Below are 12,443 nucleotides of genomic sequence, written 5' to 3'. Positions count from 1 at the left end.
CGCGGGCGTGATGGTCACGGCAATCCTGACCGGTTCCAAAGCGCACCCGCAGGGGCTCAAGGCATTGCGGGCGCTGGGTGGATCCGTGGTCAGACTGGAGGGCCAGGACGCGGCGAGTAATCCGGGCACGAAAGTCGATCCTTCGATTGCGGGGTTCCACACGGTGGACCGCGGACAGGCACTGTCCAAGCTGACCTCCGCGCACCTCGTGGTCGACGCGATGCTCGGCACCGGAGCTTCGGGTGGGCTGCGCGGGGAGGCCGCCTCGCTCGTGGCGGACTTCAGGAACTTTCAGCGCACCAGCCCCACGGGTCCGCGCATCGTCGCGTGTGACGTGGTGTCAGGTGTGGATGCGGACACGGGCGAGGCTCCCGAGCCGGTCCTCAAGGCCCACGCAACCGTGACGTTCGGAGCGGCCAAGGTCGCCCACGTGGTGGCGCCGGGCGAGCAGGTCTCCGGGCAACTCACGGTGATTCCCATCGGGATCGAGGACCGGCTGGAGAACCCCTCCGTGTTCCGGCTCGAAGCCAAGGACATCCTGGCTGCCTGGCCGCGCCCCACTGCAACGGACACCAAGTACACCCGGGGTGTGCTGGGGGTTGTGGCAGGCACCCCCATGTATCCGGGTGCGGCCATCATGTCCACCAACGCCGCCGTGAACGCAGGGGCGGGAATGGTGCGTTTTCTGGGGGACGCCACCACGCGCGGCATGGTGTTGAACGCCAGTCCGGAGATCGTCTGTTCGGATGATCAGCCTGGGACGTTCACGTGCAGGCATGGTTGGCCGGTCCCGGTGTTGCGAACGATGAAAGCCAGTCGGCTCGAGTGCAAGCAGTGTCGAAGCGAAAGAACCCGCGGTGCTCGATGCCGGTGCTCTGACACCAGCTGCGCAGTTCGTGGCGGACGGCAAGCTGGGGGCGCACAAGATCCTGACCCCGCACGCCGGTGAACTCGAGCAGGTCTTCGAATGGCTCAAGGGATTCGGGATTACGGATGACGCCCCGGATCGCGCTCGGATCGAGGCGGCGCCCGTTCACTGGGCTCGCGAGGCGGCCCGTCTCACCGGCGCACGGTGCTTCTCAAGGGCGCTACCACGATCATCGCGTCGCCGGGTTCCGAGGAAGACGGTCTGGAACAGGTGTGCTTGAGCATCGGTCAGGCCAGCCCGTGGTTGGCCACCGCCGGATCGGGCGACACACTCGCCGGGATCCTGGGCACCGTAGTCGCCCACGTATCCGAACACTCGGATGCCCTCCAGCGGCTGGGGGACTGGGCACGCGGAGACGGTCGATGGGCCGCCGCGGTCGCACTGGGAGCCGGCGTCCACGCGCTCGCATCCCGCGTTGACGGTGAAGGCCCGGTACCGCCCACGGTGCTGGCAGCCAACGTGCGCACCGTATTACGGAAAACGAGACAGTAAGTACCCGCTATTCTTGGGTGTTGGCCAATGACGCCCCAACGCGCCCGCGCGTACGCAACGTCGTTCGCCATGTCATCAATCTCTAGGAGACAACCCCATGGAAGTTTGGCCCGGTCACGCCTATCCCTTAGGCGCAACATTCGACGGCACAGGCACCAATTTTGCTCTTTTCTCGGAAGTCGCGGAGAAAGTGGAGCTGTGCCTGTTCGACGAGGACGGCCAGGAAACCCGCGTGGACGTCACCGCCGTGGACAGCTACGTGTGGCACTGCTACCTGCCCCAGGTCCAGCCCGGTCAGCGTTACGGCTACCGCGTGCACGGCCCGTGGGATCCCTCCCAGGGTCTGCGCTGCAACCCCAATAAATTGTTGCTGGACCCCTACGCCAAGGCCGTTGAAGGCGGCATGGACTGGGACGAGTCCATGTTCTCCTACCACTTCGGTGATGAGGATTCCTACAACGATCAGGATTCGGCGGAGCACATGATGAAGGGCGTGGTGATCAACCCGTTCTTCGACTGGGAGGGTGACCGTACCCCGCACACCCCGTACCACAAGTCCGTGATCTACGAAGCCCACGTCAAGGGCCTCACCATGCAGCACCCGGATGTTCCGGAAGAGCAGCGCGGCACGTACGCGGGCGTGGCACACCCCTCGGTCATCGAGCACCTGCAGAAGCTGGGCGTGACCGCCATCGAGCTCATGCCCGTGCACCAGTTCGTGCAGGACTCCACACTGCTGGACCAGGGGCTGCGCAACTACTGGGGTTACAACACCATTGCGTTCTTCGCCCCGCACAACGAGTACAGCTCGGCCTCCCACCTGGGGAGCCAGGTGCAGGAATTCAAGGCCATGGTGCGTGCACTCCACCAGGCCGACATCGAAGTGATCCTGGACGTGGTCTACAACCACACGGCCGAGGGCAACCACATGGGCCCCACGCTGTCCATGAAGGGCATCGACAACAACGCGTACTACCGCACCGTTGACGATGACCACAAGTTCTACATGGACTACACCGGCACCGGTAACTCCCTGAACGTGCGCCACCCCCACTCGCTGCAGCTGATCATGGATTCGCTGCGCTACTGGGTGACCGAGATGCACGTGGACGGTTTCCGCTTCGACCTGGCCGCGACACTGGCCCGTGAGTTCTACGACGTGGACAAGCTCTCCACCTTCTTCGAGCTCGTGCAACAGGACCCGATCGTTTCGCAGGTCAAGCTCATTGCCGAGCCGTGGGACATTGGCCCCGGTGGCTACCAGGTGGGTAACTTCCCGCCGCAGTGGACCGAGTGGAACGGTAAGTACCGCGACACCGTGCGTGACTTCTGGCGCGGTGAGCCCGCAACCCTGGGTGAGTTCGCGTCCCGCATCACCGGCTCCGCCGACCTCTACGAGAACAGCGGCCGCCGTCCGTTCGCGTCCGTCAACTTTGTGACGCCCACGACGGCTTCACGCTGCGCGACCTGGTGTCGTACAACGAGAAGCACAACGACGCCAACGGCGAGGGCAATAACGACGGCGAATCCCACAACCGCTCCTGGAACTGCGGTGAGGAGGGCCCCACGGACGATCCCAACGTCCTGGCCTTGCGCGCCCGCCAGCAGCGTAACTTCCTGACCACGTTGCTCTTGTCCCAGGGCACCCCCATGCTGTTGCACGGTGATGAGCTGGGCCGCACGCAGGACGGCAACAACAACACGTACTGCCAGGACAACGAGCTGTCGTGGATCAACTGGGATCGCATGGACGGTCCGTTGATCGAGTTCACGGCAGCGATCACGCACCTGCGTCAGAACCACCCCACGTTCCGTCGCTCGCAGTTCTTCGACGGCCGTCCCGTGGACATGGGCGAGCGCACGGACGAGGATCCCATGCCGGACATTGCCTGGCTCAACGCTGACGGCACCCCCATGGTGCCGCAGGACTGGGACGAGCCGCTGACCCGCTCCATGGGCATGTGGCTCAACGGTCAGGGCATCGCTGGTGTGGACATGCGCGGTCGCCAAATCGTGGACGTGAACTTCATCGTGTACTTCAACTCGGCCCCCGAGGAAGTGGAGTTCACCCTGCCCGCCGCCAACTACGGCGAGAAGTGGGAAGAGATCCTGGACACCGCCGGTGAGCACGGTGACGGCGAGATCCGCGACCACTCCACGCAGATCACGCTGGCCGGTAAGTCCACCGTGGTGCTGCGCGCGTGGGAAGCTCCGGAGGAAGAGCCGGACGCATCCGTGGCCGCCTCGGTCGCCGCGTACGCTCAGGCACCGCACGACCACCAGTAATCCCGTGATGGATCGCGTCCTTTCGTAGGCCGCGCTCGAGACGACCGACGACGTCGCCCGCACCGGGCGGCGTCGTCGGTTGCGTTAACGCCCGAGAAAGTTACGGGCGATGCTCGCTCGTGGCGGAGCAACTGGCATTGCGGGGCGTGAGCGACAAGACTGGAAGCGTGCTGACTCCCACCTCAACGTACCGGTTGCAAATCACCTCACAGCAGGACCTCTTCCGCGCAGCGGAACTCGTCCCGTACCTCAAGCGCTTGGGCGCGGATTGGGTGTACCTCTCGCCCGTGCTGCGCGCCACGAGCGGTTCGGATCACGGATATGACGTGACCGATCCGACCGAGATCGACCCCGAACGCGGGGGAGCGGACGGTCTGGCAGCGCTCTCCGCGGCCGCCCACGACGCCGGAATGGGCGTGGTGGTGGACATCGTTCCCAACCACCAGGCGTAGCCGTGCCACAGGAGAATCCGTGGTGGTGGTCGCTGCTCAAGGACGGCCAGAACAGCCCGCACGCGGACTCCTTCGACGTGGACTGGGCGGCAGGCAACGGCAAAATCCTGATTCCGGTGCTCGGCGACGGCGATGACGAAGTCGCCGCGCTGACGGTGGAGGACGGCACCCTGCACTACTACGAGAACGTTTACCCGATCGCGGCGGGCACCTACCAGGAGGGCGACTCTGCGCAGGACGTGCACGCCAAGCAGAATTACGAACTGGTGAACTGGCGCCGCGGAGATTCTGAACTGAACTACCGCCGGTTCTTCACCGTGACCACCCTGGCCGGCGTGCGCGTAGAGGATCAGAAGGTCTTCGACGAATCCCACGTGGAGGTGCGCCGCTGGTTCGACGAGAAGCTCGTGGACGGCCTGCGCATCGACCACCCGGACGGTGTGCGCGATCCCGAGGACTACCTCGAGAAGCTTGCGGACGTCACCGGTGGGGCGTGGACCACGGTCGAGAAGATCCTGGAACCCGGAGAGTCGCTGCCGCAGCAGTGGAAGACCGCGGGCACCACGGGGTACGACTCGCTCGGCTGGATCGACCGCGTGCTCACCAACCCCGAGGGCCACTACGAACTGGCTTCCCTGGACACCAAGCTGCGCGAGGGCGACCCCGTGCGGTGGGACGAGCTGATTCACGACACCAAGCGCCGCATGGCCGATGTGGGGCTGGCCGCCGAGGTGCACCGACTCGTGCGCGACCTCCCCGAGGATTTCGGACATTCGGATGAGCAGGCCTACGACGGCCTCGCGGAAATCCTCGCGAACTTCCCGGTCTATCGCACGTACCTGCCGTTCGGCGTCGACTACCAGCGCGAGGCCGTGGCCGCAGCGAAGAAGGCTCGGCCGGAACTGAGCGCCGTGATCGACGACCTGGCCGCGGTCTTGGGCGACGCAACGACGTCGGCGGAGGAGCTGACCGAGGTTGCCAAGCGCTTCCAGCAGACTTCCGGCATGATCATGGCCAAGGGCGTGGAGGACACCGCGTTCTATCGATTCACCAAACTGACGTCCCTCACGGAAGTGGGCGGTGATCCGTCCGTGTTCTCACTGACCCCGGCCGAATTCCACGAGTTGGCTGCGCAGCGGCAGCGGGAATCCCCGGACACCATGAACGCTCTGACCACGCACGACACCAAGCGCTCGGCCTCGGTCCGCGCTCGCATCACGGTGTTGTCCGAATCGGCCAAGGCCTGGTCCGAGGTGCTCGCCACGCTGTACTCGCGAGCCCGTGACGCGGGCATTACCCTGCAGGACGGGCCGGCCGTCAACCTGGTGTTGCAGGCCATTATGGGTGCGTGGCCGCTCGAACGTGACCGTGCGGTGGACTACGCGATGAAGGCCGTGCGTGAAGCTTCCGTGTCCACGGCCTGGGTAGACGGTGACGAGGAGTTCGAGAAGGAACTGACTCGCTTCATCGATTTCGTCTTCACCAACCCGCGAGCCAGGGGCATCGTGGAGGGTTTCGTGGAGCGCGCCACCGCCCCGGGCTGGTCCAACGGCATGGCGGCGACCGCCCTGCAGTTGACCCTGCCGGGCGTGCCGGACGTGTACCAGGGACAGGAGCTGTGGGAGCCGTCCCTGGTGGACCCGGACAACCGGCGTCCCGTGGACTTCGAAGTTCGCGATGAACTGCTGACCACTTTGGACTCGGGCCTTCCCGGCACCGACGGTGGCTCGCCATCGGTGGACGAAACCGGTGCCGCCCGCATGCTGCTGACCTCCCGGGCGCTGCGACTGCGCCGTGAGCACCCGGAACTGTTCACCAGTTATGAACCGCTCGAGTTCACCGGCGCGCTGGCCGAGCACGCCCTGGGCTTCGACCGCGGAGGTGCGGCCACCGTGGTCACGCGCTTCCCCGTGGGGCTGGCCAAGGCCGGCGGTTGGACGGACGAAACCGTCAACCTGAGCGACGGCGATTGGGAAGACATCCTGACCCGCCGCACCTTTACCTCGACCGGCGGCGTACAGCTCGCCGAACTCCTTGACACCTATCCCGTGGCGTTGCTGCGCCGAAAGGACCGCTGAGCATGACCAATGATCATCGTTTCGACGTGTGGGCACCCCACGCCCGCGAAGTCACCGTCCGTGTGGAAGGCGTCGACCACACCATGGAGGGCCTGGCCGAGCGACCCGGGTGGTGGACGCTCGCGGAAGGTGAGCAGGCGGCGTCGGGAACCGTGCGTTACGGCTACTTGCTGACCAAGGTCTTCGACGAGGGCACGGACAAGGAACGCACCTCTGTCTCCGACGTGCTGCCGGATCCGCGCTCGCGGCGCCAGCCGCAGGGTGTGCACGATCTGTCCTGCACATTCGATCCGGAGGAGTTCCAGTGGAGCGACGCCGCGTGGCAGCCTCCTTTGCTCAAGGACTCCGTGTTGTACGAACTGCACCCGGGCACGTTCACACCCGAGGGCACTCTCGATTCCGCCATCGAGAAGCTGGATTACCTGGCCGATCTGGGCGTGGATTACGTGGAGCTGCTGCCGGTCAACGGCTTCAACGGTGACCACAACTGGGGTTATGACGGCGTGGCCTGGTACACCGTGGACGAGTCCTACGGCGGACCCGAGGCCTACCAGCGATTCGTGGATGCCTGCCATGCCAAGGGAATCGGCGTGGTGCAGGACGTGGTCTACAACCACCTGGGACCCAGCGGCAATTACTTGCCGTTGTTCGCCGATTACTTCAAGACCGGCGCCTCCAGCTGGGGTGACCTGATCAACCTGGATGACTGGGGCTCGGACGGGGTGCGCGAATACATCCTGGACAACGTGACCATGTGGCTGCGCGACTACCACGTGGACGGGTTCCGCCTGGACGCCGTGCACGCGCTCGCGGACTCCCGCGCCAAGCACATCTTGCAGGAGATTGCCGATCGTGTGAAGGAGGAATCCGAGCGCACGGGCAAGAACCTGTTCACGATCGCGGAGTCCGATCTGAACGATCCGCGCATGATCATCCCCGCCGAGGAACACGGGCAGGGCATGGATGCTCAGTGGCTGGACGATGTGCACCACGCCGCTCACGTGGCCTTCACGGGGGAGAACCACGGGTACTACGGGGACTTCGATTCCCTGCACGCCCTGGAGAAGACCATGCACACCGCGTACTTCCACAACGGGACGTACTCCACGTTCCGCGGGCGTTCGCACGGTCGGGAGATCAATCCCTCCGAGGTGTCCCCGTGGCAGTTCGTCACGTTCCTGCAGAACCACGACCAGGTGGGCAACCGCGCGGCCGGCGACCGCATGAACCACACCGTGAGCGTTGACCGTGCACTGTGCGCGGCCACGTGGCTGATGACCCAGCCGTTCACGCCCATGCTGTTCATGGGCGAGGAATTCGGCGCGAGCACTCCGTGGCAGTTCTTCACGGCTCACCCCGAACCGGAGCTGGGTAAGGCTGTGGCCGAGGGCCGTAAGGCTGAGTTCGCGGCCATGGCGTGGGACCACGCGTCCGTGCCGGATCCGCAGGACCCGCAGACCTTCGAGCGCTCCAAGCTCAAGTGGGACGAGGTGCACCAGGGCGATCACGAACGGATCTTCACCGCCTACCGTGACCTGATCGCGCTGCGCCGCGACACCCCCGAGCTGACCAACCAGGACTGGGCCACCATGGCCACCCAGGCCAGTGACGACGAGCAGTGGGTCGTGCTCAAGCGCATGAGCGAACCCGAATCGGAGCACGGTGTGGTCACCGCGATCAACCTGTCCGACCAGGAACGCGAGCTGCCGCTCATGGGAGGTGACGCGCCCCAGGTGCTGTTTGTGAGCGGCGTCGAACCCGGGCTGGACACCCCCGGAAAGGTCACGCTGGCGCCCAATACCGCTGCCGTGCTGCGCGTCTGAGCAGGCTGAAGCCGCGGCGACCGGAATCGACGGATTCCTGGTTGTCGCGGCTTTACTCGTGTCATGGACAGCACAGGGCAGTGGCACTGACGCGGTTCGAGTGACCGACCGCGAGCAGGTGGCACACTAGTCCCCATGCTGACTTTCGGTGATGACACTGTCTGGACCGCGGCCGAGGACCGCTACGAAACCATGCCGTACCGGCGGGTGGGGAATTCGGGGCTGAAGTTGCCCGCGCTGTCCCTGGGGCTGTGGCACAACTTTGGTGATGACACCCCGCTGGCCAACATGCGCGCCACCCTGCGTAAGGCGTTCGACCTGGGCATCACCACTTCGACTTGGCCAATAATTACGGCCCACCCGCGGGCTCGGCGGAGTTGAATTTCGGCCGCATTCTCCGCGAGGATTTCGCACGGTACCGCCAGGAACTCATCATCTCGACCAAGGCGGGCTGGAACATGTGGCCGGGCCCGTACGGGGGAGTGGGTGGCTCGCGGAAGTACCTGCTCGACTCCATCGATCAGTCTCTCGGGCGCATGGGCCTGGACCGGGTGGACATCTTCTACCACCACCGCCCAGATGCCGACACTCCGCTCGAAGAGACCATGGGCGCCCTGGACCATATCGTGCGTTCCGGTCGGGCCACCTACGTGGGTATCTCGTCTTATAGCGCGGACCTCACGCTGGCTGCGCAGAGGATCATGAAGGAGTTGGGCACCCCGCTGCTCATCCACCAGCCCTCGTACTCCATGCTCAACCGCTGGATCGAACAGCCCAACGAGCGCGCGGAGGGCAAGAACCTGCTCGCGGCCCTCACCGAGGCGGGCATGGGGTCCATCAGCTTCTCCCCGTTGGCCCAGGGAATGCTCACCAACAAGTACCTGGGCGGTGTTCCGGAGGAGTCTCGCGCCGCCGCGGGCAAGTCCCTCAACCCGGAATGGTTGAACGAGAACACCCTGGCGCAGATCAAGGAACTGAACTCCATGGCCGAAGATCGCGGTCAGACCCTGGCCCAAATGGCCATTGCGTGGGTTCTGCGCCCGCAGGCCGAAGGCCAGGTCACCACGGCGCTCGTGGGTGCTTCATCCCCGCAGCAGATCACTGATTCCGCCGCGGCCATCCAGAACCTGGACTTCTCGGACGCCGAACTCGAGCGCATCGATTCCCTCGTCACGGACGCGGGCATCAACATCTGGGGCGCCGCGACCGACTCCAAGCACGCATGAGCACCACACAGTATTTAGCCCTGCTCGGCCTGTGGATCGCGGGCATCGTCTCGCCCGGCCCGGACATCCTGGTCATCCTCCGCAACGCGTTTCTGTCCTCGCGAGGCAAGGCCATGCTCACGGCCCTGGGCGTGATGATCGGCAACATCATCTGGATCACCCTCTCGCTCACGGGCGTCACGGTGGTGATCAACCAGAACGAGGTTCTCAAGCTCACCATCCAGATCGCCGGTGCGCTGTTCCTCGCGTGGATGGGCTACGGTTCCATACGCTCGGCGCTCGCGGCCAAGGCGAGTTCACGACGTCGTTCGGAGACTGCCCACGCTACCGCCACGGGCGGTGCCGTACCCGGCTCGGGTGAGGCGGCGCCGTCGCCGGCCACCGTGGAGGCCGCCGAGCAGATCCCGGAGCCTGCGCCCAGCGCGCACGGTGGCGGGATCTTGGGTACTAAGAATCTGACCGGTTTCAGAGCGGTCGTTCAAGGCATCATCACGAATCTGTCGAACGCCAAGGCCATCGTGTTCTTCATCGCGCTGTTCGCCTCGGTCGTACCGGCGAACGCGCTGTGGTGGGAATCAATGCTCGTGGCCGTGCTGTTGTTCGTGGTGGGGCTGGCGTGGTTCTGCGCGGTTGCGTGGTTCGGGTCCGTGCCGGCACTGGCCGCAAGGTTCCAAGCGCATTCCGTGGGCGTGGAATTGATCGCGGGTGTGGTCTTCCTGGCGGTCTCCTTGCTGCTGCTCGTGGAGGCTGCGCTGTCCTGGTAAGCCCCAGCCATGACTGCCCGCAACGGTGCGTTAACCGACCCGTTGCTTGACTAGACTGTGTAGTTGGTTCTGTGCGGCGCGGCACTGCGGTGGGTCAGCCACCCGTGTGTCGGCGCGGGTTTGCACAATGACCACTGACTACTTGATTCCCCGAGGAGAACCGTGTCCGAACACCCCATTCGCGTGGCCATTGCAGGTGTGGGCAACTGCGCCACATCGCTCATTCAGGGCGTGCACTTCTACCGCGACGCCGACCCCTCCGAGTCTGTCCCCGGCCTGATGCACGTGCAGTTCGGCCCCTACCACGTGCGTGATGTCGAATTCGTGGCGGCCTTCGACGTGGACGCGGCCAAGGTGGGCCTGGACCTCTCCGAAGCGATCCTCGCCTCCGAGAACAACACCATGAAGATCGCGGACGTCCCCAACCTGGGCGTCTCGGTACAGCGCGGCCCCACCCTGGACGGCCTGGGCGAGTATTACCGCGAAATGATCACCGAGTCGGACGCCGAACCGGTGGACGTCGCTCAGGCACTGCGTGACGCCAAGGTGGACGTGCTCGTCTCCTACCTCCCCGTAGGCTCCGAGGACGCTGACCGGTACTACGCGCAGGCCGCCATCGACGCCGGCGTAGCCTTCGTCAACGCCCTGCCCGTGTTCATCGCCGGCACCGAGGAATGGGCCCAGAAGTTCCGCGACGCCGGTGTTCCCATCGTCGGTGACGACATCAAGTCCCAGGTGGGCGCCACCATCACCCACCGCGTGCTCGCCAAGCTGCTCGAGGACCGCGGCTACGTGCTGGAGCGCACCTACCAGCTCAACGTGGGCGGCAACATGGACTTCAAGAACATGCTCGAGCGTTCCCGCTTGGAGTCCAAGAAGATTTCCAAGACCCAGGCCGTGACCTCCAACGTGCCGCACGAGATGCGCGCCAAGGATGTTCACATCGGCCCCTCCGACTACGTGGGTTGGCTGGACGACCGCAAGTTCGCCTTCGTGCGTCTTGAAGGCCACGGTTTCGGCGATGCACCCATCTCCCTGGAGTACAAGCTCGAGGTGTGGGATTCCCCGAACTCCGCCGGCGTGATCATCGACGCCATCCGCGCCGCCAAGATCGGCCTGGACCGCGGCATCGGCGGCCCGCTGACCTCGGCGTCCTCGTACTTCATGAAGTCCCCGCCCGAGCAGTTCGATGACGACACCGCTCGCGAGAACGTCGAGAAGTTCATCCGCGGCGAGATCGAGCGCTAAACACGCTTTAGAACGAACGACGGCGCCCGGTACCGATTCACTTCGGTACCGGGCGCCGTCGATTCCGTTGAGGACCGAGATCTGGGTCATCCTCGGGCCCTTTTCACCCTCGCAAAGTGGCGTAGGGATGTCCGGAATTTCAGGTGGAGGAGCTATCTCCGGTCCTGCCCCGCCAGACCCGCGCGGGAAATGATGTAGTCAACCAACGGGTTGTAGAGATGCGGTGCCACGTTGTCATCCAGGGGAACGGTGACCTCTACGTCACCCTGGGCCTCGGCCACGAAGATGCCGGGGTCATTGCAGTCACCCATGGCGATGGTGCGCAGTTTGGCCTGAGACCCCGCGTAACCGGCCATACCGTGATCGGAAATCACCAGATCCGGCTGTTCGCGGCCTTCTGCGGTCAGCTGTTCCAACACCAATTTCATGGGCTCCGGGAAGTGCGTATGCCGCAGGCCGCCGTATTGTTCGACCATCACGACGTCTTCGATCTGGCGCACGTCGCCGTCCTCGAACGGAATGGCACCGTCGATACGGAGCACACGGCGCCGGACTTTCGGGCGACGCGAGCCAGTCGGGCATAGACGGGGGCGAGTCCGGCAGGGTGGCCGGTGGCGAACAACAAGCGCTTACGGCCCTTAACGGCCTCGCTGAAAACATCCGCGTACTTGTCCAGCGCGGCAATGCACAGCGCAGCGGAAATGGAATCCTGGCCCTCGGTGTACTTGGGGTCCTCGTTGATGCCCACGCGGTCACGCATGAGCTTGAACACGGACTTGTAGGTCCAGTCCTTGGTCTGTTCGACGCCCATGTGCTGGTGCTGGTCGCCGTCCAGGAATCCCTGGATATTGCGCAGGTTTGCTTCGCGGGGGGTCGCTACGGCGCCGGTGATCCGGGAACGATCCAGATACCTGGCCAACGATTCACGGCTGAGATACGCGGTGGTCACACCCTCGAGTCTAGGTGTTTACGTGCTCGCCCGCGCAGCGTGTGTAAGCCACCTCATGTTGGGCCGCCACGTGATCCCACGTGAGCTTGCGGGCTCGCTCCGCCGCGGCGCGAGACATGGCCCGCCATTTTTGGGGGTTCGACGCCGCTCGGTACAGTGCCTGAGCCCACAACTCGGGGGTGCGCCCGGGCACCAAC

At 64.8% G+C, this 12,443-nt stretch carries 5 protein-coding genes and 5 pseudogenes; 8 read left to right on the top strand and 2 right to left on the bottom strand.

All coding sequences use genetic code 11. The annotated features are described in order from the left end of the window. The 8 genes and pseudogenes from YO9_RS0107960 to YO9_RS0107930 all read left to right on the top strand — a co-directional run. The coding region (locus YO9_RS0107960; protein ID WP_317259795.1) for an NAD(P)H-hydrate epimerase at window positions 1–949 on the top strand (949 nt) is incomplete at its 5' end. Between the two features lie 123 nt (window positions 950–1,072). Beyond that, window positions 1,073–1,420 (top strand): NAD(P)H-hydrate dehydratase, encoded by a 348-nt coding sequence (locus YO9_RS17545; protein ID WP_223286281.1) that lies wholly within the window; start codon window positions 1,073–1,075, stop codon window positions 1,418–1,420. A 97-nt stretch (window positions 1,421–1,517) separates the two neighbouring features. Next, window positions 1,518–3,706 (top strand): annotated as a pseudogene (gene glgX, locus YO9_RS0107955) (glycogen debranching protein GlgX). A gap of 167 nt (window positions 3,707–3,873) precedes the next feature. Beyond that, window positions 3,874–6,236: pseudogene (gene treY, locus YO9_RS0107950) on the top strand (malto-oligosyltrehalose synthase). Between the two features lie 2 nt (window positions 6,237–6,238). After that, entirely contained in the window at window positions 6,239–8,059 is a 1,821-nt protein-coding gene (treZ, locus tag YO9_RS0107945) for a malto-oligosyltrehalose trehalohydrolase (RefSeq protein ID WP_016996985.1), read from the top strand. 135 nt (window positions 8,060–8,194) lie between these two features. Further along, a pseudogene (mgrA, locus tag YO9_RS0107940) lies at window positions 8,195–9,285 on the top strand (L-glyceraldehyde 3-phosphate reductase). Further along, the gene (locus tag YO9_RS0107935; RefSeq protein WP_016996983.1) at window positions 9,282–10,049 is read left to right on the top strand and encodes a LysE family translocator; all 768 of its coding nucleotides are present in this window, start codon (window positions 9,282–9,284) and stop codon (window positions 10,047–10,049) included. The pseudogene mgrA and the gene YO9_RS0107935 overlap by 4 nt, the downstream one beginning before the upstream one ends. 162 nt (window positions 10,050–10,211) lie before the next feature. Next, window positions 10,212–11,297, top strand: coding sequence for an inositol-3-phosphate synthase (locus tag YO9_RS0107930; protein ID WP_016996982.1), 1,086 nt, complete (start codon window positions 10,212–10,214; stop codon window positions 11,295–11,297). 152 nt (window positions 11,298–11,449) lie between these two features. Here YO9_RS0107930 and YO9_RS0107925 read toward each other — a convergent pair. Further along, a pseudogene (locus YO9_RS0107925) lies at window positions 11,450–12,246 on the bottom strand (phosphatase). Between the two features lie 10 nt (window positions 12,247–12,256). Continuing rightward, window positions 12,257–12,443 (bottom strand): annotated as a pseudogene (locus tag YO9_RS17540) (glycosyltransferase); the annotation flags it as partial.

It is taken from the genome of Kocuria atrinae C3-8 (assembly GCF_000286355.1).
In the GTDB taxonomy this organism is placed as follows: domain Bacteria; phylum Actinomycetota; class Actinomycetes; order Actinomycetales; family Micrococcaceae; genus Kocuria; species Kocuria atrinae_A.
This window is presented reverse-complemented; position numbering and strand designations above follow the sequence as displayed.

Excerpts from the sequence above, each read along its gene's own strand:
- treZ (WP_016996985.1), top strand. The coding sequence starts at position 6,239 with ATGACCAATGATCATCGTTTCGACGTGTGGGCACCCCACGCCCGCGAA.
- YO9_RS0107935 (WP_016996983.1), top strand. The coding sequence starts at position 9,282 with ATGAGCACCACACAGTATTTAGCCCTGCTCGGCCTGTGGATCGCGGGC.